Origin of the sequence: Saccharopolyspora gloriosae (genome assembly GCF_022828475.1) — a bacterium.
GTDB classification, from domain to species: Bacteria; Actinomycetota; Actinomycetes; order Mycobacteriales; family Pseudonocardiaceae; genus Saccharopolyspora_C; species Saccharopolyspora_C gloriosae_A.
This window is the reverse complement of sequence record NZ_CP059557.1, coordinates 6342048-6366667: the sequence shown is the minus strand read 5'-3', so window position 1 is coordinate 6366667 and position 24620 is coordinate 6342048. Positions and strand designations below refer to the sequence as shown.

General features: G+C 67.6%; 29 protein-coding genes. All 29 read left to right on the top strand.

Annotation, left to right across the window (positions count from 1 at the left end):
- The first annotated feature begins 10 nt into the window (after positions 1–10).
- The 29 genes from H2Q94_RS28005 (at position 11) to rplO (ending at position 24336) form a co-directional block, all read left to right on the top strand.
- Positions 11–319, top strand: coding sequence for a type VII secretion target (locus H2Q94_RS28005; RefSeq protein WP_243790130.1), 309 nt, complete (start codon positions 11–13; stop codon positions 317–319).
- On the top strand, positions 316–5709 hold the full coding sequence (locus H2Q94_RS30785; RefSeq protein ID WP_309501086.1) for a hypothetical protein: 5394 nt from the start codon (positions 316–318) through the stop codon (positions 5707–5709). The genes H2Q94_RS28005 and H2Q94_RS30785 overlap by 4 nt, the downstream gene beginning before the upstream one ends.
- Positions 5710–5998: 289 nt before the next feature.
- Complete coding sequence (locus H2Q94_RS27990) at positions 5999–7114, top strand: ADP-ribosylglycohydrolase family protein (protein ID WP_258718638.1); 1116 nt, start codon at positions 5999–6001, stop codon at positions 7112–7114.
- A gap of 120 nt (positions 7115–7234) precedes the next feature.
- A complete protein-coding gene (locus H2Q94_RS27985) occupies positions 7235–8884 on the top strand; it encodes a TNT domain-containing protein (protein WP_243790128.1) in 1650 nt (549 codons plus the stop codon).
- 495 nt (positions 8885–9379) lie between these two features.
- Entirely contained in the window at positions 9380–9754 is a 375-nt protein-coding gene (gene rpsL / locus H2Q94_RS27980; RefSeq protein WP_009948619.1) for a 30S ribosomal protein S12, read from the top strand.
- Entirely contained in the window at positions 9754–10224 is a 471-nt protein-coding gene (gene rpsG / locus H2Q94_RS27975; protein ID WP_184476324.1) for a 30S ribosomal protein S7, read from the top strand. The genes rpsL and rpsG overlap by 1 nt, the downstream gene beginning before the upstream one ends.
- Positions 10225–10300: 76 nt before the next feature.
- Positions 10301–12403, top strand: coding sequence for an elongation factor G (fusA, locus tag H2Q94_RS27970; protein WP_243790127.1), 2103 nt, complete (start codon positions 10301–10303; stop codon positions 12401–12403).
- Positions 12404–12564: 161 nt separating this feature from the next.
- Positions 12565–13758 carry an elongation factor Tu gene (tuf, locus tag H2Q94_RS27965; RefSeq protein WP_243790126.1) on the top strand — a complete coding sequence of 398 codons (1194 nt, stop codon included), beginning with the start codon at positions 12565–12567 and terminating at the stop codon, positions 13756–13758.
- A gap of 621 nt (positions 13759–14379) precedes the next feature.
- Positions 14380–14685, top strand: coding sequence for a 30S ribosomal protein S10 (gene rpsJ / locus H2Q94_RS27960; RefSeq protein ID WP_009948626.1), 306 nt, complete (start codon positions 14380–14382; stop codon positions 14683–14685).
- A 63-nt stretch (positions 14686–14748) separates the two neighbouring features.
- The gene (gene rplC / locus H2Q94_RS27955) at positions 14749–15399 is read left to right on the top strand and encodes a 50S ribosomal protein L3 (protein ID WP_243790125.1); all 651 of its coding nucleotides are present in this window, start codon (positions 14749–14751) and stop codon (positions 15397–15399) included.
- Positions 15399–16088, top strand: a complete 690-nt coding sequence (rplD, locus tag H2Q94_RS27950) for a 50S ribosomal protein L4 (RefSeq protein ID WP_243790124.1) — start codon at positions 15399–15401, stop codon at positions 16086–16088. Before rplC ends, rplD begins: the two co-directional genes overlap by 1 nt.
- On the top strand, positions 16085–16384 hold the full coding sequence (rplW, locus tag H2Q94_RS27945) for a 50S ribosomal protein L23 (RefSeq protein ID WP_184476339.1): 300 nt from the start codon (positions 16085–16087) through the stop codon (positions 16382–16384). Before rplD ends, rplW begins: the two co-directional genes overlap by 4 nt.
- 32 nt (positions 16385–16416) lie before the next feature.
- On the top strand, positions 16417–17250 hold the full coding sequence (gene rplB, locus H2Q94_RS27940; protein ID WP_243790123.1) for a 50S ribosomal protein L2: 834 nt from the start codon (positions 16417–16419) through the stop codon (positions 17248–17250).
- 18 nt (positions 17251–17268) lie between these two features.
- The gene (gene rpsS, locus H2Q94_RS27935) at positions 17269–17550 is read left to right on the top strand and encodes a 30S ribosomal protein S19 (protein ID WP_224956662.1); all 282 of its coding nucleotides are present in this window, start codon (positions 17269–17271) and stop codon (positions 17548–17550) included.
- A gap of 32 nt (positions 17551–17582) precedes the next feature.
- Positions 17583–17996, top strand: coding sequence for a 50S ribosomal protein L22 (gene rplV, locus H2Q94_RS27930; RefSeq protein WP_243790122.1), 414 nt, complete (start codon positions 17583–17585; stop codon positions 17994–17996).
- Positions 17996–18907, top strand: a complete 912-nt coding sequence (rpsC, locus tag H2Q94_RS27925) for a 30S ribosomal protein S3 (protein ID WP_243790121.1) — start codon at positions 17996–17998, stop codon at positions 18905–18907. Before rplV ends, rpsC begins: the two co-directional genes overlap by 1 nt.
- Before the next feature lie 3 nt (positions 18908–18910).
- The gene (gene rplP, locus H2Q94_RS27920) at positions 18911–19330 is read left to right on the top strand and encodes a 50S ribosomal protein L16 (RefSeq protein WP_243790120.1); all 420 of its coding nucleotides are present in this window, start codon (positions 18911–18913) and stop codon (positions 19328–19330) included.
- Positions 19330–19572, top strand: coding sequence for a 50S ribosomal protein L29 (rpmC, locus tag H2Q94_RS27915; protein ID WP_243790119.1), 243 nt, complete (start codon positions 19330–19332; stop codon positions 19570–19572). Before rplP ends, rpmC begins: the two co-directional genes overlap by 1 nt.
- Entirely contained in the window at positions 19569–19853 is a 285-nt protein-coding gene (gene rpsQ / locus H2Q94_RS27910; protein ID WP_243790118.1) for a 30S ribosomal protein S17, read from the top strand. The genes rpmC and rpsQ overlap by 4 nt, the downstream gene beginning before the upstream one ends.
- Positions 19854–19992: 139 nt before the next feature.
- Positions 19993–20361, top strand: a complete 369-nt coding sequence (gene rplN / locus H2Q94_RS27905) for a 50S ribosomal protein L14 (RefSeq protein ID WP_243790117.1) — start codon at positions 19993–19995, stop codon at positions 20359–20361.
- Entirely contained in the window at positions 20361–20675 is a 315-nt protein-coding gene (gene rplX, locus H2Q94_RS27900; RefSeq protein ID WP_243790116.1) for a 50S ribosomal protein L24, read from the top strand. The genes rplN and rplX overlap by 1 nt, the downstream gene beginning before the upstream one ends.
- 2 nt (positions 20676–20677) lie before the next feature.
- Complete coding sequence (gene rplE, locus H2Q94_RS27895) at positions 20678–21241, top strand: 50S ribosomal protein L5 (protein ID WP_243790115.1); 564 nt, start codon at positions 20678–20680, stop codon at positions 21239–21241.
- Between the two features lie 42 nt (positions 21242–21283).
- Positions 21284–21469: a type Z 30S ribosomal protein S14 gene (locus H2Q94_RS27890; protein WP_184476381.1), complete on the top strand. Its 186-nt coding sequence runs from the start codon at positions 21284–21286 to the stop codon at positions 21467–21469.
- Between the two features lie 219 nt (positions 21470–21688).
- On the top strand, positions 21689–22087 hold the full coding sequence (gene rpsH / locus H2Q94_RS27885; protein ID WP_184476384.1) for a 30S ribosomal protein S8: 399 nt from the start codon (positions 21689–21691) through the stop codon (positions 22085–22087).
- Between the two features lie 12 nt (positions 22088–22099).
- Positions 22100–22639 (top strand): 50S ribosomal protein L6, encoded by a 540-nt coding sequence (gene rplF, locus H2Q94_RS27880; protein WP_243790114.1) that lies wholly within the window; start codon positions 22100–22102, stop codon positions 22637–22639.
- A 2-nt stretch (positions 22640–22641) separates the two neighbouring features.
- Positions 22642–23046 (top strand): 50S ribosomal protein L18, encoded by a 405-nt coding sequence (rplR, locus tag H2Q94_RS27875; RefSeq protein ID WP_397545385.1) that lies wholly within the window; start codon positions 22642–22644, stop codon positions 23044–23046.
- A gap of 42 nt (positions 23047–23088) precedes the next feature.
- Positions 23089–23700 carry a 30S ribosomal protein S5 gene (gene rpsE, locus H2Q94_RS27870; RefSeq protein ID WP_243790112.1) on the top strand — a complete coding sequence of 204 codons (612 nt, stop codon included), beginning with the start codon at positions 23089–23091 and terminating at the stop codon, positions 23698–23700.
- 1 nt (position 23701) lies between these two features.
- Positions 23702–23884 carry a 50S ribosomal protein L30 gene (rpmD, locus tag H2Q94_RS27865; protein WP_243790111.1) on the top strand — a complete coding sequence of 61 codons (183 nt, stop codon included), beginning with the start codon at positions 23702–23704 and terminating at the stop codon, positions 23882–23884.
- A 2-nt stretch (positions 23885–23886) separates the two neighbouring features.
- Entirely contained in the window at positions 23887–24336 is a 450-nt protein-coding gene (rplO, locus tag H2Q94_RS27860) for a 50S ribosomal protein L15 (protein ID WP_243790110.1), read from the top strand.
- Positions 24337–24620: the final 284 nt, after the last annotated feature.

Below are 24620 nucleotides of genomic sequence, written 5' to 3'. Positions count from 1 at the left end.
GAGTGCTGAGATGCCTGAGCAGATGAACGTCGTCATCGACAGCCTGCGCGCCCACGCGTCCAAAGTGGACGGTGTGGCGGACGAGCTGGACGGAGCCGCAGGCGCCTCCCAGCAGGTGTCGATGGACAACGACGCCTACGGGATTCTGTGCCGACCGTTCGCGTGGCTGGTCGACGAGGTCGAGCAGCACGGAATCGACACGATCAAGGAAGCCGCCAAGGCCATCCGCGACACCGCTGAAGAAGTCCGCGCCGCGGCCGAGGACTACCAGTCGGCCGACGACGGCAACCGGGACATGTTCGGCGGTATGCAGGCGTGACCAATCCGCTCGTCAACGCCCAGAACGCCGCCGACCCCGCCGAGCCGCCGGAGAGCATCAAGGGCATCGGCATCGCCGAGTCCTGGCACGACGTCTCCAGCCTCAACGACGGTTCCAGCTGGATCGAGTCCGGGCTCGCCTACGGCGGGCTGGCGATGGAAGCGGTCAGCGTCGTGGTCGACCCCATCGGCACGTTGCTGTCCTACGGCCTGTCGTGGTTGATCGAACACGTCCAGCCGTTGCAGGACGCGCTGGACTGGTTCGCGGGCGACCCCGAGGGCGTTCAGGCGTACGCGGTGAAGTGGCAGGAGGTCGCGGGGTCGGTCAACGAGGCCGCGGGCACGTACTCCCAGGCCGTCCAGGCCGACACCGCCCAGTGGACCGGTGCGGCAGGCGACGCCTATCGGCGGCACGCCGCCGAGAAGGGCGCGGCCCTGACCGGTGCGGGCGAGCTCGCGGGGACCATCGCCACGGTCGTCGAGGCGATGGGCATGGTCGTGTCGTTCGTGCGCGACTTCGTGCGGGATCTGATCGCCGACTGCATCTCGCGGCTCATCACCTACGCGCTGGAGGCGCTCGCCCCGCCGGTCGTCTCGCTGGCGTGGGTCGTGCCGCAGGCGGTGGCGTTCATCGCCAAGACCGTCTCCAAGATCGCCGACATCGTGCAGAAGCTGCTCAAGACCATCAGCAACGTCTCGCCGAAGATGGCGCGGATGGTCGAGGTCTTCGGCGACATCATGAAGCTGCTCGGCAAGGGCGGGAAGCAGGCGAGCGAGAAGGCCGCCCAGGCAGGGCGGGTCGCCGCGAAGGCCGTCGACAAGCTCGATCTTTCGGGCAAGATCGCGAACAAGGCCGCGGAGAAGGCGTGGCGGCAGGTCGATGACGCCTTCGGCACCGACGTCGTCGGCAAGCACCAGGCGAAGTTCGGACCGGATCTGCCCGGCGGTGATTCCGGCGGGGCGGATTCGAGCGGGGCGGGGGAGTCCGGTGGCGCGCGCGATCGGTCAGCGCCGGGGGATTCCGGTGGGGACGCGCCGCGCTCCGACGGGGATGAATCGCCTGGTGGGGGCGGGAATTCTCGCTCAGCCGCGGACGCTTCCGACGCCGACGCACTGAGCGGGTCACCGCGGGCGGATGCGGGCGCCGGTGCGCAGAGTTCGGCCCAGGGTTCGGCGGACAGCGGCGCTCCGGACGCGGCCAGTGCTCCGCGCGCGGAGGGCGGCTCGGATTCCGGTGGGCACAGTGGACAGTCGGGCGCGACCGGTGGGGGCGCCGAGTCGGGTGGCTCCTCGTCCGGCGGCTCGGGCAGCGGGGACTCGGGCGGTTCGGCGTCCGGCTCCTCGAGCGATGAGCCGGCGCACGGCGGCTCGGCGGCGAGCGGTCCGGCATCCGGCGGCTCGCGGGCCGGTGATGTGACGCCCGGTGGTGCGCAGGCTGATGGCCCGGCCTCTGGTGGTGCGCAGGCGGAGGGCTCGGCGTCCGGTGGTGCGCAGATCGGTGATTCGGCGTCCGGTGGTGCGCAGGCCGGCGGCCCGGCGTCCGGTGGTTCCTCGACCGGTGCTCCCGAGTCCGGTGGGGTTCCGGCGGGCGGGCACGCATCGGGTGGATCTCCTTCGTCGACTCCCGGAACGACTTCAGGTCCGGCCGGGGACGTGCCGAGCCGTCCGGCGACGACCACGGCCTCCGGAGTGGACGCGCCCCCGCGCCCCCAACAGCCCGGACCGGACGCCCCGGCAGCACCGACCCCGCCGCGCCAGGACCAGCAGTCCCCGTCGGCAGGTGGTGGCCCGGCCGCCGCTGGTGGAGCACCGGGTGGAGCGGCCCCGTCGGCCGGCGGAGTCCGCCCCGGTTCCGGCGGATGGACCGGCACACCCGGCAGTCCCGGTTCCGCGCGCACACCGTCCGGCGGTGGTCTGCCAGGGCCGCGCGCCCCGGAAACACCGGGAAGGCCGGGCGGATCTCGTCAGGACGCCCAGCGTCCGTGGGGAGCCGAGCCCCCGCGTCGCCCGGAAGGTCCGCAGCGCCCGGCGCAGCACGGCGGTGAACGCCCGCAGCCGCCTGCCCGCCCGGACGGTCAGCCTCGAGTTCCGCGGCAGGATGGGGCGCGTCCGGATGCACCGCGGGCTCCGCACCAGGACGCGGCACGGGCTCCTGGGGCGCGCCCTGACGCACCGCGCGCCGACGGTCCTCAACCGCGCGCCGACGCGCCGCGTCCCGGTGGGCCGCGCCCAGACGCACCCCGTCCCGGTGGCCCGCGTCCTGACGCGCCGCGTTCCGACGCGCCGCGTCCCGATGGACTGCGCCCAGACGCGCCGCGTCCCGACACACCGCGCGCCGCTCACGCGGACGCCGTCCCCAATGCCCCGCGGCCGCACGGCGGCATTCCACCGCGAGGCTCGGCCCCGCACGGCGGCCCGCCACCTCGGCCGAACGGCGCGGAAGGTTCGGCGCCGACGAGCCCCGGGCACTACCGCGACCTCACGGGCAACCAGGCGCAGGAATGGGGACCCGGCCTGCAGCGCAGTCCGGAGGACGCCCCGAACCGCGCGGATTCCCCGGTCCGCCACGAGCCGCCGCCCACTCCGGAACCGTCGGCCGACCCGAAGCACTCGACCAGCGAATCGATGGCCGCCGAGGAGTCGCTCCCGCACTCCCAGCGGTTCGAGAACGCCTGGAACGTCGACGGACAACGCTTCCGCAAGCTCGACATTTCCGAAGACCTGCACGCGAAACTCGGCTCCGACGTCGAAGCCGTCCGCGCCACCCAAGCCGGAATCTCGATGGTTCGGCACTCCGGGCCGACGTTCGGCAAAGTCCACTTCGACCGGAGCTTGCCGCGCCCGGCCGTGGACCCGAAGCGGTTCACCGTCGAAGTGCACGGCGGGCCGCACGGGGTGCACCTCGGCGGCAAAGAGCTGAATCCGATGGAACTCGCCGAGGTCATCAGGGCTGCTCCCGGCTACAGGCCGGGCGAACCGGTCCGCCTGCTGGCCTGCCGCACCGGCGCCGACACCGGTGACGGAACACCGAACTTCGCCCAGGAACTGTCGAAGGAACTCGGCGTCGAAGTCGTCGCCCCGAAAACCGACGCTTGGGTCGACAACTTCGGCAACATCTACGCCAGCAAGGACAGCGCGTCCTTCGACACCGACGCCTCCGGTGCGCCGCAACCGCGCTTCGACGAGCCGGGCCAGTGGACCGCCTTCCGCCCCGACGGCACCACCGCCGTCCACGACAGCCCCTACCCGCCGGGCCACGAACCGGAATGGGTCCGCTTCGGCCACCAAGCCGAAGCCGCCGAGCGGCGGGGAATGTGGCCGTTCAGGAAGAAGCAGGAGGACGACGGCTTCCAGCCCTACGAGTGGGGGGCTCCGGAAGATCGGCTGCCGCCTCCGGCCGCCCAGAGACCTCCGCCGCCCCAACAGTGGCCTGGTCAAGCACCGCCGCACCCGAACCAGCAGTTCCCGCCGCAGCAGTCGCCTGGTCAGCAGGGCTTCCCGCCGGGCGCGGGCCACAACCCTCCGTGGCACGGCGGGCAGATCGCACCCCCCGGGGGCGGCAACCCGCCGTACCAGGGCGGCCGACAGCCGTTCGCTCCGCAGAACGTCCCACCACAGCAAGCTCCTGGGCCTGCGTGGAATCCACCCGCTTCGCACGGCTCACCGGCCCAGGGGCCATCGCAGGGACCGCCACGTCCGCACGGGCCGAGCGGTCCGCCAGGACCGGCGATACCCCCTGGCGGACCGGCCCCAGGAGGCGCACGACCTCCCGCACCGAACCAGGCTCCGCCGCCGCACCAGCGACCGCAGGCAGGCCCCGGCCACCCGGTGCCGCCACCTGCTCCGCAACGCCCGCACGGCGCCCCGCCACCGGACCCACGACGAATGCAAGCGCCCCCGCCCGATTCCCCCAACGGCACGGGACGACCGCACCCGCAGCAGTCCGGGCCGGCGCCTCATCAGCCGCCGAGCAACCCTGGGCACCCGCATGCCGGGGCGCCTCGGGCGGCCGCACCGCAGCCGCCGAACCGTGCCCCGCACGCCTCCGGTCCGATCGGGCATCGCGCTGAGCAGAACGTCGGACGACATGACGTACCGGGACGGCAAGGGCCTCAAAGTTCGTGGCAGACCCCGGGTGGCCATGGCGCGCAGCAACGGTTGCCGGAACCCGCCACCGATCCGAATCTGCCGCGGCTTCGCGCGCAGGACTCGGGCGGCGCCGAACCGCGGCCGCCGCAACGCGACGCCGGCCAGGCGGTGAATCCTGCGCCGGAACGCTCGTCCGAGCCGGGAGCCGACGTCAATTCGGTCGATGCGAGGCTCAACCCCGATCTCCCCGGCGACCCCGCACCTCCGCGAGCCCGCCACGACACCGATCTCGACGAACCCGACTTCCCGGAACCCCGGACGTCGCGGCACGCCGACGACAGCGAACTCCGCCACGATGTCGAGAACGAACGGACGGGCGAGGACTCACGACCCGGCTGGAACGATGATGACCACCTGCGGGAACCGGATCCAGCGGATTCCGGCGATCGGAGCGGGGGAGATCGGCCAGGCGATGGTGCTGGCGCGGGAGAGCCTCCGGAACATGATTCCGGGGCATGGATCGAGGACGATCACCCGAGCGACCGTCCTTCGATCGACGATCTGATCCCACGGGACGGCGCCGAATTCGATGCGGCTGAGATTTCCGACCAGGTGAAGAGATCCATCGATGGTACCTACGCCGGTTTACGCGTTGATGTGCATGACGTTAGTGTCCAGTCGGACACCATTGGTGTCACTGGCAAGATATTTGATTCTTCGGGAAGTCAGGTCGGGAACTTCACCAGGGATCTTCATAGGACCGCCGATGGGCTGATGGCGAACCATAGAATGCTGCGGTTGGATGAAGGAGTGCGCGCGGGCGGGTTCGCTCGAACATTCAACGAGTCCATGGAGGGATGGTACCGTTCCTCGGGTGTTTCTGCGATAAAATTGCACGCCAATATTGACGTAGGAAGCTATGCTTGGGCTCGCCAAGGATACGATTTCGCCATTCAGGACCAGGCGGTCGAGAAAATACGTCCGCGCTTGGCTGTCGAGATCTCCAAGGCTAAGAAGGAGCTCCAAGAGCTCGCCTCGTACAAGTCGATGCCGGCAGGGTTCGAGCGCGACGCGGCCGAGAGGAAGTTTGGGTCCTTTCGGGACGAGATTGATAAGGCTGAGGAGCTCATGGGGAGGTTTCGTGTCGGTCACCCCAATTTCCCGGAGCCGTATGATATTTCTGATCTCTTCAGGCCGAAAGGATTGGAGGCCGGAGAATCGAAGGATATATCTTGGGGTGGCAAGAGGGTGTTTATGGAGCCCGGTAAAGAAATCGGCTGGCATGGGGTGAAGGTGCTGTGAGGGATGAAGGTGTCGCCCCTAGGGGATGGCCGAAGCAGCAGCGTTCTCGGCGCCTAGGTAAAATTTCGAAGTGGCACGATGCCTGGGCGGATAGACGTGAAGCTGCTACTCCTTTTCGGCCTGAGGGTCGCAAAGAAGGTAGCGACTACAATCTTCATTCTGTCGATGTCGAGGCATCGATCGAGGATCTAAACGATTTTAGTGGCAGAGCTAACGAGATCAAAGGAAAATTCTCGGACAGTGGGCGGATTATTCCTGACCCGGACCCTGCTGAGCGGTTTCGGGGGCCGTGCTCTCGGTAGTGGTCGGGGATGCATTCGATAGAGGTGCCTCCGTGGGGCAGGTCCTTGAGGTGCCGTGGAAGCCGGCATTGCACTTCTTCGATTTCCCACGGAAGGAATTCATACCCCCGCTGGTCGAGTACGCGTTCAGCGCGTCCCCGGTCGAATCGTCGACCTCCGTTCAGCTGATGTCGTTCACGTTGGAAGGTTTGATCCGGGCGCACGTCGCTCGACGGGTGAACCCGGTCGACGATGATCCGATTTCGGAGGTGCAGCACGCTTACCAGCGGTGGTTGTACATCCAAAGCGGTCCGCAGGGCGAGCGTCTCCCCTGGGCGCAGCGCGGTGGTCCGTTCGCGACTCGATTCGCGCAACCGGATGGATGGCTGGTCGGGAACGACGCACTGGTCTCCCGGCAGGATCCGCCGCTTGAGACCGTCCGGGTTCTCGAAGAGTTCGCGCGCACCGGTGTCGTAAGGCGCGGTGAGCGCTCGGTTGCGCGCGGCGGGGCGGTAGTGCCGCGGGCGGCATTGGCCGCCGTGTGGTCGAACGAGGCGGCGGGTGCGTTCGCCGCAGCGGTCGGAATCGCGAGTCTGACCCACGGCAACCCTGACGACTACTTGCCTGCCGGGTTCATGGCTGCGCTCGTTCACCAGCAGATTCGCGATGTTCCGTTCTCCGAATGCCTGGAGGCTGCTCGCGGGGAGTTGGAACGCTGGCCGGGGCATGAGCGGACCTCCCAGATGATCAGGAACGCGCTCGAGCTGAACAAGGAAGTCTGGTCTCCTGCACCCCCCGGTCAACTGGCTGAGAGGTTCCCGGGTGGTGGGGCTGACGGTGCGGAAGCGCTGGGCATTTCGCTCTATTGCGCGTTGGCCAGCGACTACGTGCGTGAAGCGCTCCTGTTGGCCATGAACTATTCGTCGCAGCACCGGTCGGCGACCTGTGCGATCAGTGGCCTGATCATCGGCGCGGAGTGCGGCGTGAACGCCATCCCGAAGGAACTGCGCCAGGTGCCGAGCCTCTACCCGTTGATGGACGAATTGGTGACCGACGCGCTCACCGAGTTCAGCCCGGCGGCCCCGACCGATGCGTCCTGGACACGGCGCTACCCCGCCTGGTGAGGAAATGATGATCAACCGGTTCGCCGTCGTCGTGGGGGTCGGCGAAGTGCCCTCCCGCAGCGGTGGAGGGAACCACGTGGCGTCGCGTTGTCGCGCCACGAGCTACGAGGGGGAGAACAGGTGATTCTCGGGACGCCCATCGCCGGGACGTACGCCCGGACCGGTGGTCGGCTCTTGCCGTTGCTGGAGTCGCGGGACGGTGCCGCCGTGCTCGGCGGGGTTGATGCGCCTGTGCCGCACGAGCAGGTCGACGCCGTCCTGATCGTCCAGGGCGAAGCGCCCGAGCCGGAACGCCCGTTCCCGGCATCGGCCGCCCACGGTGCGCCGACGAACCCGGCCGCGCGTCCGGATGTGCGCGCCGAACTGGCCGGTCTCATCGAACGGTCGAGTCCGGAGGGGTGGCGCGAGGTGCTCGTCGAGTGCGGCGCGCTCGGCACCCGCATCGAGGTCGTGGCGAGCGTCGTCACCGACGGGGGACGGCACACGTGGATCCCGCCGCAGGAGCTCGTCGACGCGCTCCAGCGCAGCCGTGCCGTCGAGTACCGCCCGGAGGCGGGGACCTGGACCATGGCGCGCTGCACCGCGGTCGCCGGGCAGGAACCGGCGTTCGAGACCGGCCACGCCGAGGTTCGGTGGACGCACGGGGAACAGGACCCGCAGGCCGCGTTCGACGAACTCTGCTACTTCCCGCGCGCCCAGGCACCGGAGTGGCTGCTCGCTCAGGCGTTGCGGCACTACGAGAACTACCGCGACGCTCAGGAGCCGGGCGGTCCGGTCCGGATGGTGCGGGTGTTCGACGGCAAGGACGACGACGGGCGTCCTTGGGCGCACCGGCCGGTGCTGCCGTGGGCCGAGAAGCAGCTGCTCCTCGAGTACCTGCTGGACGGCCGGGTCGTCCTGTCCGCCCGCGGCACCTCAGCGGACGAGGTCGACCCGCAGCGTCCGGCGCAGGTGCCCAAGCAGTTCCACACCGACGGCACCTGGGCGTGGCCGCTGGCGGTGGCGTACTACCTGGAAATCCACGACATCACGCCGCCGCGCGACTTCCTCGACCACGTCCGCCGCAACGGCCACCGCTGCCCGGAGATCATCGCCGATCATGCCGCCGAGCAGGCGAAAGCGCTGGTGCTCGGCGCCGATCCGGAGACGATGGACGGTGAGCGCACCGCCGGCGCGATCAACGTGGCCCGGCACCACCTCTCGCGGCTCGGCGTCAGCAGGCGCTTCTACAGCTTCACCGAACCTCTTGAAGGCGGTTGGAGCATGCTGCGCGACGCCGACGGCTGGTGGTCGGTGTTCTGCCTCGACAGGGGCGAGGAGCGCAACAAGTCCCGCTTCCCGACGGCCTACGCCGCCGCCGCGCACATGATCGGCGCGGTGGCGCTGACCAGTGACTCGATGCAGCGTGAGCCCGACGAGTCGCTCGCCGACTACGAGTGCCCCATCGAACCGCTCGAACCGGACCGGCCGCTGTCGCACTACGACGACAGGTCCGTCGTGGTGCTTCCCGAGGGCGCCGAGGTCGACCGGTTCGGGACGGCCGACGGCAACACCGTGTTCGTCCCCGGCACGACGTTGCCGCACCGCTCGGTCCCGCCGGAGGAGGCTCCGGGCGAGTACCACCGGTACCAGGTGGTCAGGGGCTACGAGGTGGTGACCGGCGTGATCAAGCCGGACCACGGGCAGGTCGGCGGCGGCCGGGCCTACTTCCTCCCGCAGCCGGTCGGCGACCTCATCGCGGACGGCTGGCTCGTGGAGATTCAGGCGTGAGAGTGAGGTTCCCGGCCTGCCCGTCGAGTGGGCTGACGGCTCTTGCCCGCCCGGGTAAAGTCGCCGGGAACACCACACCACTAGCTCGGTCCACGGCGCTTCGGGGAAGATCGAGCAGGTCTTGGGGACCCCGTTTTGACCCCCTCAGAACGGGGCGGGTATCTTTGTTTATCGGACCCGAAAGCTATCGGGTCGGTCCGTATGCCCGTGCGTGAGCAGTGACCATCTCGGTGGTCGTGATCGCGGACATGGGCCGTGCGGAACTCTCCTGACAACCCATCGGGTTCGTTCCTGTCGGTGCGCTCCCGCGGGCACCACCAGCGCCGCAAGGCTGAGGAGTGGGCGACACGCCCGACCTCGTGGTGCGGGGGAGGCCCAAGTAAACAGTGCCTGCGAGGTGCTCGGCGCCAGGGCACGTGCCCGGACGCCGACGTTGCGAGCGCCGCCGGGCGAGAGCAACCACGAAGACGCGAACGCTCAAGAGAAAGCCGGTCCATGCCCACCATCCAGCAGCTGGTCCGTAAGGGCCGCCAGGACAAGGTCGCCAAGACCAAGACTGCGGCGCTCAAGGGCAGCCCGCAGCGGCGTGGCGTGTGCACCCGCGTGTACACCACCACCCCGAAGAAGCCCAACTCGGCACTGCGCAAGGTCGCTCGTGTCAAGCTCACCAGCGGCATCGAGGTCACGGCCTACATTCCGGGTGAGGGGCACAACCTCCAGGAGCACTCGATCGTGCTGGTTCGCGGCGGCCGTGTGAAGGACCTCCCCGGCGTGCGGTACAAGATCATCCGCGGGTCCGCCGACACGCAGGGTGTGAAGAACCGCAAGCAGGCTCGCAGCCGGTACGGCGCGAAGAAGGAGAAGAGCTGATGCCCCGCAAGGGTCCGGCCCCGAAGCGGCCGCTCAACGCCGATCCCGTGTACGCCTCGCCGCTGGTCACCCAGCTGGTGAACAAGGTCCTCGTCGACGGCAAGCGCTCGTTGGCCGAGAAGATCGTGTACGCGGCGCTCGAAGGTGCGCGGGAGAAGAACAGCACCGACCCGGTGGTCACGCTCAAGCGGGCGTTGGACAACGTGAAGCCGACCCTGGAGGTCCGCAGCCGCCGTGTCGGTGGCGCGACTTACCAGGTGCCGATCGAGGTCCGCGCCGGCCGTTCCACCACGCTGGCGCTGCGCTGGCTGGTCACCTACTCGCGGCAGCGCCGCGAGAAGACCATGGTCGAGCGCCTGATGAACGAACTGCTCGACGCCAGCAACGGCCTCGGCGCGAGCGTCAAGAAGCGCGAAGACACGCACAAGATGGCGGAGTCCAACAAGGCCTTCGCGCACTACCGCTGGTGACGTCGGGTCGGCTCCTGCCCGCCTCGGCACACCGATTCGACGGCTTGCATCTGCTGTAGGAACGGGGAAGAAACTCGTGGCACGCGACGTGCTGACGGACCTCACGAAGGTTCGCAACATCGGCATTATGGCCCACATCGACGCGGGCAAGACCACCACGACCGAGCGGATCCTGTACTACACCGGGATCAACCACAAGCTCGGCGAGACGCACGACGGCGCCTCGACGATGGACTGGATGGAAGAGGAGCAGAAGCGGGGTATCACCATTACCTCGGCTGCTACCACGACCTTCTGGGAAGACAACCAGATCAACATCATCGACACTCCGGGACACGTCGACTTCACGGTCGAGGTGGAGCGCTCGCTGCGCGTCCTGGACGGCGCCGTCGCGGTCTTCGACGGCAAAGAAGGTGTCGAGCCGCAGTCCGAGCAGGTCTGGCGGCAGGCGGACAAGTACGACGTCCCGCGCATCTGCTTCGTCAACAAGATGGACAAGCTCGGTGCGGACTTCTACTTCACCGTGCGGACCATCCGCGAGCGGCTCAACGCCACTCCGCTGGTGCTCCAGCTGCCCATCGGCACCGAGTCCGACTTCGAAGGCGTCGTCGACCTCGTCAGCATGAAGGCGCTGACTTGGCGCGGTGACGTGAAGAAGGGCGAGAGCTACGAGATCGAGCCGATCCCGGAAGACCTCGTCGAGAGCGCCGCTTCGTACCGCGAACAGCTGGTCGAGGCCGTCGCGGAGACCGACGAGGCCCTGATGGAGGCCTACTTCGGTGGCGAGGAACTCACCACCGAGCAGATCAAGAACGGCATCCGCAAGCTGACCGTGGAGCGCACCGCGTTCCCGGTGCTGTGCGGAACCGCGTTCAAGAACAAGGGCGTGCAGCCCATGCTCGACGCGGTCGTCGACTTCCTGCCGTCGCCGCTGGAGGTGCCGCCGGTCCAGGGCCTGCTGCTGGACGGCGAGACCACCGCCGAGCGCAAGCCGAGCACTCAGGAGCCGTTCGCCGCGCTGGTTTCCAAGGTCGCCGTGCACCCGTTCTACGGGAAGCTGACCTACATCCGGGTCTACTCCGGCAAGGTCACGCAGGGCACGCAGGTCATGAACTCCACGCGTGAGCGCAAGGAGCGCATCGGGAAGTTCTTCCAGATGCACTCCAACAAGGAGAACCCGGTCGACGAGGCTCAGGCGGGCCACATCTACGCCGTGGTCGGTCTCAAGGAGACCACCACCGGTGACACCCTGTGTGATCCGCAGAAGCCGATCGTGCTGGAGTCGATGACCTTCCCGGAGCCGGTCATCGACGTGGCGGTCGAGCCGAAGACGAAGGCCGACCAGGAGAAGCTCTCCACGGCGATCCAGAAGCTCGCCGAGGAGGACCCGACCTTCCGCGTCCACCACGACGAGGAGACCGGTCAGACGGTCCTCTCCGGTATGGGCGAGTTGCACCTGGAAGTCCTGGTCAACCGGATGAAGTCGGACTTCAGGGTCGAGGCGAACATCGGTAAGCCCCAGGTGGCCTACCGCGAGACGATTCGCAAGTCGGTCGAGAAGTACGAGTACACGCACAAGAAGCAGACCGGTGGTTCGGGGCAGTTCGCCCGCGTCATCATCGGGATCGAGCCGATCGAGCAGACTGCGGACAGTGCGACGTACGAGTTCCAGAACAAGGTCACCGGTGGTCGCATCCCGCGCGAGTACATCCCGTCGGTGGACCAGGGCGCGCAGGACGCCATGCAGTACGGCGTGCTGGCCGGCTACCCGCTGGTGGGCGTCAAAATGATCTTGCTGGACGGCCAGTACCACGAGGTCGACTCTTCGGAGATGGCGTTCAAGGTCGCCGGTTCCATCGCCCTGAAGGAGGCCGCGCAGAAGGCCTCCCCGGCGATCCTCGAACCGGTGATGGCGGTCGAGGTGATCACGCCCGAGGACTACATGGGCGATGTCATCGGCGACCTCAACTCCCGCCGTGGCCAGATTCAGGCCATGGAGGAGCGCAGTGGTGCGCGCGTCGTCAAGGCGCAGGTGCCGCTGTCCGAGATGTTCGGGTATGTCGGCGACCTGCGTTCCAAGACGCAGGGCCGTGCGAACTACTCGATGGTGTTCGACTCCTACGCCGAGGTTCCCGCGAACGTGGCGAAGGAGATCATCGCGAAGGCTACGGGCGAGTAATTCCCTGTAGTTCGGCGGCGGCCGGCTCGGCCTCATGATCGAGGCCGCGGCCGTCCCGCTTCCAAACCCGACAGGACTCCGCCTGGCACTAAATCTTCGCGTAACGCGGGGACTGGCTAGTCGTACGGCGGAAAGAGAACTAAGTCCAGGAGGACAATCCAGTGGCTAAGGCGAAGTTCGAGAGGGACAAGCCGCACGTCAACATCGGGACCATCGGTCACGTTGACCACGGCAAGACCACGCTCACCGCGGCCATCACCAAGGTGCTGCACGAGAAGCACCCGGAGCTGAACCCCTTCACGCCGTTCGACGAGATCGACAAGGCGCCGGAGGAGAAGCAGCGCGGTATCACGATTCAGATCGCGCACGTCGAGTACCAGACCGAGAAGCGTCACTACGCGCACGTCGACGCCCCCGGTCACGCCGACTACGTGAAGAACATGATCACCGGTGCCGCCCAGATGGACGGGGCGATCCTGGTGGTGGCCGCCACCGACGGTCCGATGCCGCAGACGCGTGAGCACGTGCTGCTGGCCCGCCAGGTCGGTGTGCCCTACATCCTCGTCGCGCTGAACAAGGCCGACATGGTCGACGACGAGGAGATCATGGAGCTCGTGGAGATGGAGGTCCGCGAGCTGCTGTCCGGCGAGGAGTACGACGGCGACGGCGCCCCGGTCATCCGGGTCTCCGCGCTGAAGGCCCTCGAGGGCGACCCCGAGTGGTCCGACAAGATCATGCAGCTGCTCGACGCGGTCGACGAGAACGTTCCGGACCCGGAGCGCGACACCGACAAGCCCTTCCTGATGCCGGTCGAGGACGTCTTCTCGATCACCGGCCGCGGCACCGTGGTGACCGGCCGGATCGAGCGCGGCATCATCAAGGTGAACGAAGAGGTCGAGCTCGTCGGCATCAAGGACACCGCGCTGAAGACCACGGTCACCGGCGTCGAGATGTTCCGCAAGCTGCTGGACGAGGGCCAGGCCGGTGACAACGTCGGTCTGCTCGTGCGTGGCATCAAGCGCGAGGACGTCGAGCGCGGCATGGTGGTCGTCAAGCCGAAGACCACGACCCCGCACACCGAGTTCGAGTGCCAGGTCTACATCCGGTCGAAGGAGGACGGTGGCCGTCACACCCCGTTCTTCAACAACTACCGGCCGCAGTTCTACTTCCGCACCACCGACGTGACCGGCGTCGTGACCCTCCCCGAGGGCACCGAGATGGTCATGCCGGGCGACAACGTTGAGATGTCGGTGCAGCTGATCCAGCCGATCGCGATGGACGACGGTCTCCGCTTCGCGATTCGCGAGGGTGGTCGTACGGTCGGCGCGGGTCGCGTCACTAAGATCATCAAGTGATTCACCGCGAGGGCCTGCTCTTTCTTTGAAGGGGCAGGCCCTCGCTGGTTTCCGGGTCCGCATCGCGATGCGCACCCGGAAACCACCCCCCGATTCGGGCTGGCATACGGCGTGTGCCATCCTGTATGGGTTGCTCGTTCGGAGCGGCCGGTTTCCCAGGCGTTCATCGCCTGTCAAGGAAAGTCCCGGCCGCTCCGCCACGAGAAACCCCGCGCCCTGGAGTTTCGGAGCAGGACCGGTTTCAACCGGGCCTGGGCGCTGCGACGGGAGTTCTTTCCCGCGTCGCCGTCCGGCAGGGTGCAAAGCAAGAGGTGTACGGGTCTTCGAGAGTGCCCTGCGGGGAGCTCCGTGATCCATCCCAGCGGCGTAGTTCGATGGGACTGGTCTGTTCGCAGCGGGCGACACGCCCGACCGCGTGTACCGGGCACCAGCAACCTGAACAGGGGCGGACCGAGGGCTGAGTTCGACGGGCGGGGAGAAATCCCGGTTCGAGAGCTCGTCGGCCCAGGCCGCGTCGGGCACCCGAAGCCCATGGGCGCAGGCGCCGTCGTCAGCATCGAGCTGAAGACCGCCACAGCGCCGACCACTGGCGGCACGAGACTAGAGGAACGGCAAGCCACTATGGCGGGACAGAAGATCCGCATCCGGCTCAAGGCCTACGACCACGAGGCGATCGACGCGTCCGCGCGCAAGATCGTTGAGACCGTGACGCGCACCGGCGCTCGGGTCGTCGGGCCGGTGCCGCTGCCGACGGAGAAGAACGTCTACTGCGTCATCCGCTCTCCGCACAAGTACAAGGACTCGCGGGAGCACTTCGAGATGCGGACGCACAAGCGGCTCATCGACATCCTCGAACCGACGCCGAAGACGGTGGACGCGTTGATGCGCATCGACCTTCCGGCCAGCGTCGACGTGAACATCCAGTAAGGGTCGGCCCATCGTGAGACGGCTCGTTCGCGGGCCGGCCGTAGTGCGGAGAGAACAAGACTGATGTCTGACAGGCAGATCAAGGGGATTCTGGGCACCAAGCTCGGCATGACCCAGGTCTTCGACGAGAACAACCGGGTCGTCCCGGTGACCGTCGTGCAGGCCGGGCCGAACGTGGTCACCCAGATCCGTACCCCCGACAAAGACGGCTATTCGGCCGTGCAGCTGGCGTTCGGCGCCATCGACCCCCGCAAGGTGAACCGGCCGCGTACCGGCCACTTCACCAAGGCCGGAGTCACCCCGCGCCGCCACCTCGTCGAGCTGCGCACGAATGACGCCGGTGAGTACGAAGTCGGCCAGGAGATCACCGCCGAGCTGTTCGCAGCCGGCACCGTGGTCGACGTGGTCGGCACCAGCAAGGGCAAGGGCTTCGCCGGCACGATCAAGCGGCACGGCTTCCACCGCCAGCCGATGAGCCACGGTGCTCAGGCCGTGCACCGCAAGCCGGGCTCGATCGGTGGCTGCGCCACCCCGGGTCGCGTCTTCAAGGGCATGAAGATGGCCGGCCGGATGGGCTCGAACCGCGTCACCACCCAGAACCTCCAGGTTCACCGGGTGGAGGGCGACTCCGGCCTGTTGCTGATCAAGGGTGCCGTTCCTGGCCCCAAGGGCGGCCTGGTTCTGGTTAAGAGCCCCGCGAAGGGTGGTGCGTGATGAGCGCGACGCTGGACGTCCGTACCCCGGACGGCTCCACCGACGGCAGTGTCGAACTGCCCGCCGAGATCTTCGACGTGCAGGCCAACGTGGCCCTGATGCACCAGGTGGTGACGGCCCAGCTGGCCGCCGCTCGCCAGGGCACGCACGCCACGAAGACTCGCGGTCAGGTCTCCGGTGGCGGCAAGAAGCCGTACCGGCAGAAGGGCACCGGTAACGCCCGTCAGGGTTCGATCCGGGCTCCCCAGTTCACCGGTGGTGGCACGGTGCACGGCCCGCAGCCGCGGGACTACACCCAGCGCACCCCGAAGAAGATGAAGGCCGCCGCGTTGCGCGGTGCGCTGTCCGACCGCGCTCGCGCCGGCCAGCTGCACGTCGTGACGCACGTGGTGGGCGGCGAGTCGCCGTCGACCAAGGCCGCCAAGTCCGCGGTCCGCATCTGGACCGAGGCGAAGCGGGTGCTGGTGGTGCTGAACCGCTCGGAGGAGGCCAACTCCTGGCTGAGCCTGCGCAACCTCGAGCACGTGCACCTGATCGACCCGGGTCAGCTCAACACCTACGACGTGCTGGTCAACGACGACGTGGTGTTCAGCAAGGCCGCTTTCGAGCGGTTCGTGGCCGGGCCCGTGCAGGGCCGCTCCGCCAAGGCAGCAGCCGTGGCAGCGAGCGCTGAGGAGGCACAGCAGTGATCCCCGACCCGCGAGACATCATCTTGGCGCCGGTCATCTCCGAGAAGAGCTACGCGCTCTTGGAGGAGGGCCAGTACACGTTCCTGGTCCGCCCCGGCACGAACAAGACCGAGATCAAGATCGCCGTTGAGAAGATCTTCGACGTCAAGGTCTCCAACGTGAACACGATCAACCGCAACGGCAAGCGCAAGCGCACCCGCACCGGGTACGGCAAGCGCAAGGACACCAAGCGGGCGATCGTGACGCTGTCCCCGGAGAGCAAGCCGATCGAGATCTTCGGCGGACCGGCCGCCTGACCGGCGCTGATTAGGACGAGGTTTCCAGAGAGATGGGCATTCGCAAGCACAAGCCGACGACGCCGGGCCGTCGCGGCTCCAGCGTGTCCGACTTCGCCGAGATCACCCGGTCGGAGCCGGAAAAGTCGCTGGTGCGCCCGCTGCACGGTCGCGGCGGCCGCAACGCGCACGGCAAGATCACGACGCGGCACAAGGGCGGTGGCCACAAGCGGGCTTACCGCGTCATCGACTTTCGCCGCAATGACAAGGACGGTGTGCCGGCCAAGGTCGCGCACATCGAGTACGACCCGAACCGCAGTGCGCACATCGCGCTGCTGCACTACTTGGACGGCGAGAAGCGCTACATCGTGGCGCCGAACGGCGTGAAGCAGGGCGACCGGGTCGAGAGCGGGCCGCGGGCTGACATCAAGCCCGGCAACAACCTCCCGCTGCGCAACATCCCGACCGGCACCGTGATCCACGCGATCGAGCTGCGCCCCGGTGGCGGAGCCAAGATCGCGCGGTCCGCCGGTGCCCGGGTCCAGCTGGTGGCCAAGGACGGGCCGTACGCCCAGCTGCGGATGCCTTCGGGCGAGATCCGCAACGTGGACGTGCGCAACCGCGCCACGGTCGGAGAGGTCGGCAACTCCGAGCACTCCAACATCAGCTGGGGCAAGGCAGGCCGCATGCGGTGGAAGGGCAAGCGCCCGACCGTCCGTGGTGTCGTCATGAACCCGGTCGACCACCCGCACGGTGGTGGTGAGGGTAAGACCTCCGGTGGTCGCCACCCGGTCAACCCGAAGGGCCGTCCCGAGGGGCGTACCCGCCGCAACAAGCCCAGTGACAAGCTCATCGTCCGGCGCCGTCGCACCGGCAAGAAGCGCTGAGCAGGGAGGTAGTAGCACATGCCACGCAGCCTTAAGAAGGGCCCGTTCGTGGACGACCACCTGCTCAAGAAGGTGGACGCGCTCAACGAGTCGGGCAAGAAGACCGTGATCAAGACCTGGTCCCGCCGGTCCACGATCATCCCGGACATGCTCGGCCACACCTTCGCGGTGCACGACGGTCGCAAGCACATCCCGGTGTTCATCACCGAGTCGATGGTCGGACACAAGCTGGGCGAGTTCGCGCCGACGAGGACCTTCAAGGGCCACGTCAAGGATGACCGGAAGTCGCGCCGCCGCTGAGCGGGGGCGAACCAAGAGCAAGGGGTAGCAGGATGACAGCCCGTTCCGACGACACCGCGGCGGATAACACCCGCGCGGTGGCGCGGGCCCGCTTCGTCCGCGTGACGCCGATGAAGGCCCGTCGCGTGGTCGAGCTCATCAAGGGCCGTAACGCCAGCGAAGCCCTGGCAGTGCTCCAGTTCGCGCCGCAGGCCGCCAGCGGTCCGGTGTCGAAGGTGCTCGCCAGTGCCGTCGCCAACGCGGAGAACAACCAGTCGCTCGACCCCGACACCCTGTGGGTGCACCGGGCGTACGTGGACGAGGGACCGACGCTGAAGCGGTTCCAGCCCCGTGCCCAGGGCCGTGCGTACCGGATTCGCAAGCGGACCGCGCACATCACCATCGAGGTGGAGTCGCGGCCGAAGGCGGCCGGTAAGACGAAGAGCCAGAAGGGGAGTGCCCGGTAGTGGGTCAGAAGATCAACCCGCACGGCTTCCGACTCGGCATCACCACGGACTGGAAGTCCCGGTGGTACGCCGACAAGCAGTACGCGGAATACGTTGCGGAGGACGTCAAGATCCGCCGTCGGCTCTCTCGCGGTATGGAGCGCGCAGGGATCTCCAAAGTGGAGATCGAGCGCACCCGCGAGCGGGTCCGGGTGGACATTCACACCGCCCGGCCGGGCATCGTCATCGGCCGTCGTGGTGCCGAGGCGGACCGCATTCGCGGTTCGCTGGAGAAGCTGACCGGCAAGCAGGTCCAGCTCAACATCCTCGAAGTCAAGAACTCCGAGGCCGACGCACAGCTCGTCGCGCAGGGCGTGGCCGAGCAGCTGTCGAACCGCGTGTCCTTCCGGCGCGCGATGCGCAAGGCCATTCAGTCGGCCATGCGCTCGCCGCAGGTCAAGGGCATCCGGGTCCAGTGCGGTGGCCGTCTGGGCGGGGCCGAGATGTCCCGTTCGGAGTTCTACCGCGAGGGTCGCGTCCCGCTGCACACGCTGCGCGCGGACATCGACTACGGCTTCTTCGAGGCCCGCACCACGTTCGGTCGCATCGGCGTCAAGGTGTGGATCTACAAGGGCGAGCTGGTCGGCGGCCTGAAGCAGAAGCAGCAGGAGTCCGAGGTGCGCGCGCCTCGCGGCGAGGGCGGCGGCGGACGTGGCGAGCGCGGTGACCGCGGTGGCCGTGCCGAGCGCGGTGGCCGTCGTCGTTCCGGAGCTTCGGGCACCACCGGTGCCGGTGGCACCGAGGCCGGTCGCGCCGCAGCCAAGGGTGGTTCGGCCGAGAGCCCGGAGCAGGCGCAGACCGCGGGTGACGTGGCCGCCTCCAACGCTCCGGCCGTGGCCGAGCCGCAGGCCGATCAGAAGACGGAGGGCTGAGCAGTGCTGGTCCCACGCAGGGTGAAGTGGCGCAAGAGCCACGCACCGAAGCGCAGTGGCTTCGCCAAGGGCGGCACCCGCATCAACTTCGGCGAGTACGGCATCCAGGCGGTCGAGCACGGCTACGTGACCAACCGTCAGATCGAGTCGGCCCGTATCGCGATCACCCGGCACGTCAAGCGTGGCGGCAAGGTCTGGATCAACATCTTCCCGGACCGCCCGCTGACGAAGAAGCCGGCTGAGACTCGTCAGGGTTCCGGTAAGGGCTCGCCCGAGTCCTGGGTCGCGAACGTCAAGCCTGGCCGCGTCATGTTCGAGCTGAACTTCCCGAACCGGAAGACGGCCGTCGAGGCGCTGACGCGTGCGTCGCACAAGCTGCCGATGAAGTGCAAGATCGTGTCCCGCGAGGGTGGTGACTTCTGATGGCGGCTGGTGTCACCGCTGGTGAGCTCCGAGAGCTGGGCGACGAGGAACTGCTGGCAAAGGTCCGGGAGTCGAAGGAAGAGTTGTTCAACCTTCGCTTCCAGATGGCGACCGGGCAGTTGGAGAACAACCGCCGGTTGCGCGTGGTCCGCAGGGACATCGCCCGGATCTACACCATCATGCGCGAGCGCGAGCTCGGCCTGACGGTGTCCCCTGACGCGACCGAGGAGGGCGCGGCATGAGCAGCCAGCAGGCAGAAGGACAGAGCGCGGTGCGGAACTACCGCAAGACCCGCGAGGGCTACGTCGTGTCCGACAAGATGGACAAGACGATCGTGGTCTCGCTCGAGGACCGCAAGAAGCACGCGCTCTACAGCAAGGTCATGCGCCAGACCACCAAGGTCAAGGTGCATGACGAGGCCAACACGGCGGGTGTCGGCGACCGCGTGCTCCTGATGGAGACCCGGCCGCTGTCCGCGACGAAGCGCTGGCGCCTCGTCGAGGTCGTGGAGAAGGCCAAGTAGGACATCGAAAGCGGGCCGGTCGCCGGTATGTCGGCGTCCGGCCCGCTGCCGGTGATGACCGCGCGTGTCAGGTCGGAAATTTGGCGCGCCAGAGTGTGTTCGCGCGCAGGGTGCGGGCACTTAGGGTCAGGAGTCAGACGTGATCCAGCAGGAGTCGCGACTGCGTGTCGCCGACAACACTGGGGCCAGGGAGATCCTCACGATCCGGGTTCTCGGTGGTTCTGGTCGGCGTTACGCGGGTATCGGTGACGTCATCGTCGCCACCGTCAAGGAAGCAATTCCGGGTGCCGGCGTGAAGAAGGGCGATGTGGTGAAGGCCGTCATCGTCCGGCAGAAGAAGGAAAGGCGCCGCGCGGATGGCTCGTACATCCGGTTCGACGAGAACGCTGCGGTGCTGCTCAAGACCGACGGTGGTCCCCGTGGGACCCGCATCTTCGGTCCGGTCGGGCGCGAGCTGCGCGACAAGAAGTACATGAAGATCATTTCGCTCGCGCCGGAGGTGCTGTGATGAAGATCAAAAAAGGCGACACCGTCGTCGTGATCTCCGGCAAGGACAAGGGTGCTCGCGGCAAGGTCATCGAGGCCTACCCGCAGCGTGCGCGGGTCCTGGTCGAAGGCGTGAACCGGATCAAGAAGCACACCAAGGTCTCTCGGACCGAGCGTGGTGCGCAGTCCGGCGGAATCGTCACTCAGGAGGCGCCGATTCACGTGAGCAACGTGATGGTGGTCGACTCCGACGGCAAGCCCACTCGCGTGGGATACCGGTTCGGCGAGGACGGCAAGAAGGTTCGCGTCTCCCGCCGCAACGGGAAGGACATCTGATCATGACTACTACGGAGAAGATCGTCCCCCGGCTCAAGACCCGGTACCGCGACGAGATCCGCAAGGCACTGCACGAGGAGTTCGAGTACTCGAACCCCATGCTGGTGCCCGGCGTGGTCAAGGTCGTCGTCAACATGGGTGTCGGTGACGCGGCTCGCGACAGCAAGCTCATCGAAGGCGCGGTCCGCGACCTGACCACGATCACCGGTCAGCGTCCCGAGATCCGCCGGGCCCGCAAGTCCATCGCCCAGTTCAAGCTGCGCGAAGGCATGCCGATCGGTGCGCGCGTCACGCTGCGCGGCGACCGCATGTGGGAGTTCGTCGACCGCCTGGTCACGATCGCGCTGCCGCGCATCCGTGACTTCCGCGGCCTGTCGCCGAAGCAGTTCGACGGCAACGGCAACTACACCTTCGGGCTCAACGAGCAGTCGATGTTCCACGAGATCGACCCCGACTCGATCGACCGTCCCCGCGGTATGGACATCACAGTGGTGACCACGGCCACCACCAATGAGGAAGGCCGGCGGCTGCTGCGCCACCTGGGCTTCCCGTTCAAGGAGCAGTGATGTCGGGTATCGCAGGGCGTCGAAACAAGGAGAACTGAGCCGATGGCCAAGAAGGCGCTGATCAACAAGGCCGCGCGCAAGCCGAAGTTCAAGGTGCGCGGCTACACCCGCTGCCAGCGCTGCGGGCGTCCGCGGTCGGTGTTCCGCAAGTTCGGCCTGTGCCGCGTGTGCTTCCGCGAGATGGCGCACGCCGGCGAGCTGCCGGGCGTGAGCAAGTCTTCCTGGTGAGTGCCCGCCCGCTGGGCGATACCCGGTCACGGGTACGCTCGGCGGGCACCACCAGGTCTTTTACCCGCTTCGGCGGGTGGCGCGCGTGCGTGCCGCTGACATGAGCCTGCCGATCGCGCAGGCGCTATCCGACTTCGCCTAGGCCAGGATCCAGACCTCCCGTTCAACGGGGTGAGTCCGGGTCCGTCGGAACCGGGTGAGAAAGGTGGACCAGGTCACATGACGATGACCGACCCCATCGCAGACATGCTGACGCGTCTGCGGAATGGAAGTTCGGCTTATCACGACGAGGTCGTGATGCCGCATTCGAAGCTCAAGGCGAACATCGCCGAAATCCTCAAGCGCGAGGGTTACGTGACGGGTTCCCGTGCCGAGCAGGGTGAGAAGGGCCAGAACCTGGTCGTCGAGCTCAAGTACGGCCCGAACCGGGAACGCAGCATCGCCGGCCTGCGACGGGTTTCCAAGCCCGGTCTGCGGGTCTACGCGAAGTCCACGAACCTGCCGAAGGTTCTCGGCGGCCTGGGCATCGCGATCATTTCCACGTCCGGTGGTCTGGTGACCGACCGGCAAGCCATCAAGCAGGGCGTGGGCGGGGAAGTCCTCGCCTACGTTTGGTAAGGGAGGAGGAGCATGTCGCGTATCGGGAAGCTTCCGATCACCGTGCCCTCCGGTGTCGAGGTCACCATCGACGGGCAGGCGGTGACGGTCAAGGGGCCTAAGGGCACCCTGGAGCAGAACATCGCCGAGCCGATCACGGTCGAGACGGACGATGACGGGTCGGTCCTGGTCAAGCGGCCGGACGACGAGCGCGAGAGCCGCTCGCTGCACGGTCTGTCGCGCAGCCTGGTCAACAACATGGTGCTCGGCGTCAGCCAGGGCTACCAGAAGGACCTGGAAATCCACGGCGTGGGTTACCGGGTGCTGCTCAAGGGCGCGAACCTCGAGTTCTCCCTGGGCTACAGCCACCCCATCGTGATCGAGCCGCCGCAGGGCATCGAGTTCGCGACCGAAGGCGCGACCAAGCTGTCGGTCAAGGGCATCGACAAGCAGTTGGTCGGCGAGATCGCCGCGAGGATCCGCAAGCTGCGCCGCCCCGACCCGTACAAGGGTAAGGGCGTGCGTTACGCCGGCGAAGCCATCCGCCGCAAGGTCGGAAAGACGGGTAAGTGACCATGAGCGAGACAACCACTGCTACGAAGCGCAAGCCCGTGGGCAAGGACATCTCGACCGTGCGTCGGATCGCCCGCGCGAACCGCCACTTCCGGCTGCGGAAGAAGATCAGCGGCACGCCGGCGCGTCCGCGCCTGGTCGTGACCCGGTCCACGCGGCACATCGTCGCGCAGGTCATCGACGACGTCGCGGGTCACACGCTGGCGTCGGCCTCCAGCATGGAAGCCGACCTGCGCACCCTCGAGGGCGACAAGAAGGCCAAGGCGAACAAGGTCGGCGAGCTCGTTGCCGCCCGCGCCAAGGACGCCGGTGTCGAGAAGGTCGTGTTCGACCGGGGTGGCAACGCCTACCACGGCCGGGTCGCGGCGCTGGCCGACGCCGCCCGTGACGGCGGCCTGGAGTTCTGACATGCGTACGACTGAGATGACAACGATCGAGAGGGACGCCTGATGCCTGGACGCACTCGGCGTGACGGCGGTTCAGAGTCCGGCGGCAAAGACCGCAAGGACCGCCGCGACGGTGGCCGTGGCGGGGCGGCCCAAGAGAAAAGCATGCAGTTCGAGCGTGTCGTGACGATCAACCGCGTCGCGAAGGTCGTCAAGGGCGGCCGGCGGTTCAGCTTCACCGCGCTCGTGGTCGTCGGTGACACCGACGGCATGGTCGGTGTCGGTTACGGCAAGGCCAAGGAAGTGCCCGCGGCTATCGCCAAGGGCGTGGAGGAGGCGAAGAAGAACTTCTTCCGCGTCCCCCGCCTCGGCGGCACGATCACGCACCCGGTCCAGGGTGAGGACGCCGCAGGCGTCGTCATGCTGCGTCCGGCCAGCGCCGGTACCGGTGTCATCGCCGGTGGGCCGGTGCGCGCGGTGCTGGAAGGCGCCGGCGTGCACGACGTGCTGAGCAAGTCGCTGGGCAGCGACAACCCGATCAACATCGTGCACGCCACGGTGGCTGCGCTGAAGAGCCTGCAGCGTCCGGAGGAGGTCGCGGCTCGCCGTGGCCTGCCGCTGGAGGACGTGGCTCCCGCGTTCATGCTGCGTGCGCGTGCCGGTCAGGGGGCCTGACGTGGCACAGCTGAAGATCACCCAGACGCGTGGTCTGGTGGGCACCAGGAGCAACCAGCGCGACAGCATGCGCACCCTCGGTCTGCGCAAGATCCGCCAGACCGTGGTTCGCCCGGATGACGCGAACACGCGTGGCCTGGTCAAGGCCGTGCACCACCTGGTGACGGTTGAGGAGGTCGACTGAGCATGGTCATCAAGATTCACGACCTGCGGCCCGCGCCGGGTTCGAACCGGGACAAGATCCGGGTCGGACGTGGTGAGGCTTCCAAGGGCAAGACCGCGGGCCGCGGTACCAAGGGCACCAAGGCTCGCAAGACCGTCTCCCCGCGCTTCGAAGGCGGGCAGATGCCGATCCACATGCGGCTGCCGAAGCTTCGCGGCTTCAAGAACCGCAACCGCGTGGAGTACCAGGGTGTGAACCTCGGCCGGCTGGCCGCTGCGTTCCCGAACGGTGGCACCGTCGGCATCGACGAGCTGATCTCGGCCGGACTCGCCAACAAGGGCGAGCTGGTCAAGGTTCTCGGTGGTGGCGAGCTGGAGGGCGTCAAGCTGGACGTCACCGCGCACGCCTTCACCGGTAGCGCGCAGGAGAAGATCACTGCCGCGGGCGGTTCGGCTACCAAGCTGGAGAGCTGAACGCTCCGGTGATTCCGGTCGAAAGGGCCGGTCGACCTTCGGGTCGGCCGGCCCTTTCGCATGTCCGGGGGCATTCGGGCCGTGTTATCGGCGCTTACAGGATTTCCTGGGAATTCGCGTGGTCGCCCCGTCCTCGTGTAGCGATCGTTGCGGGGACTCCGATACTGAGCAGCGCGGCTGCGCAGGGGTGAGTCCCGGCTTTCGCGGTTATCGTCGCTAACCGACTTTTCGCGCAGGCGCCCGTAGTTGGCGGGGTGAATACGCGATGTCCTGCGGGTATGTGT

Coding starts and splice junctions, on each gene's coding strand:
- H2Q94_RS28005 (WP_243790130.1), top strand. CDS start 11: ATGCCTGAGCAGATGAACGTCGTCATCGACAGCCTGCGCGCCCACGCG.
- rpsL (WP_009948619.1), top strand. CDS start 9,380: ATGCCCACCATCCAGCAGCTGGTCCGTAAGGGCCGCCAGGACAAGGTC.
- rpsG (WP_184476324.1), top strand. CDS start 9,754: ATGCCCCGCAAGGGTCCGGCCCCGAAGCGGCCGCTCAACGCCGATCCC.
- rpsJ (WP_009948626.1), top strand. CDS start 14,380: ATGGCGGGACAGAAGATCCGCATCCGGCTCAAGGCCTACGACCACGAG.
- rplC (WP_243790125.1), top strand. CDS start 14,749: ATGTCTGACAGGCAGATCAAGGGGATTCTGGGCACCAAGCTCGGCATG.
- rplD (WP_243790124.1), top strand. CDS start 15,399: ATGAGCGCGACGCTGGACGTCCGTACCCCGGACGGCTCCACCGACGGC.
- rplB (WP_243790123.1), top strand. CDS start 16,417: ATGGGCATTCGCAAGCACAAGCCGACGACGCCGGGCCGTCGCGGCTCC.
- rpsS (WP_224956662.1), top strand. CDS start 17,269: ATGCCACGCAGCCTTAAGAAGGGCCCGTTCGTGGACGACCACCTGCTC.
- rplV (WP_243790122.1), top strand. CDS start 17,583: ATGACAGCCCGTTCCGACGACACCGCGGCGGATAACACCCGCGCGGTG.
- rpmC (WP_243790119.1), top strand. CDS start 19,330: ATGGCGGCTGGTGTCACCGCTGGTGAGCTCCGAGAGCTGGGCGACGAG.
- rpsQ (WP_243790118.1), top strand. CDS start 19,569: ATGAGCAGCCAGCAGGCAGAAGGACAGAGCGCGGTGCGGAACTACCGC.
- rplX (WP_243790116.1), top strand. CDS start 20,361: ATGAAGATCAAAAAAGGCGACACCGTCGTCGTGATCTCCGGCAAGGAC.
- rplE (WP_243790115.1), top strand. CDS start 20,678: ATGACTACTACGGAGAAGATCGTCCCCCGGCTCAAGACCCGGTACCGC.
- H2Q94_RS27890 (WP_184476381.1), top strand. CDS start 21,284: ATGGCCAAGAAGGCGCTGATCAACAAGGCCGCGCGCAAGCCGAAGTTC.
- rpsH (WP_184476384.1), top strand. CDS start 21,689: ATGACGATGACCGACCCCATCGCAGACATGCTGACGCGTCTGCGGAAT.
- rplF (WP_243790114.1), top strand. CDS start 22,100: ATGTCGCGTATCGGGAAGCTTCCGATCACCGTGCCCTCCGGTGTCGAG.
- rplR (WP_397545385.1), top strand. CDS start 22,642: ATGAGCGAGACAACCACTGCTACGAAGCGCAAGCCCGTGGGCAAGGAC.
- rpsE (WP_243790112.1), top strand. CDS start 23,089: ATGCCTGGACGCACTCGGCGTGACGGCGGTTCAGAGTCCGGCGGCAAA.
- rplO (WP_243790110.1), top strand. CDS start 23,887: ATGGTCATCAAGATTCACGACCTGCGGCCCGCGCCGGGTTCGAACCGG.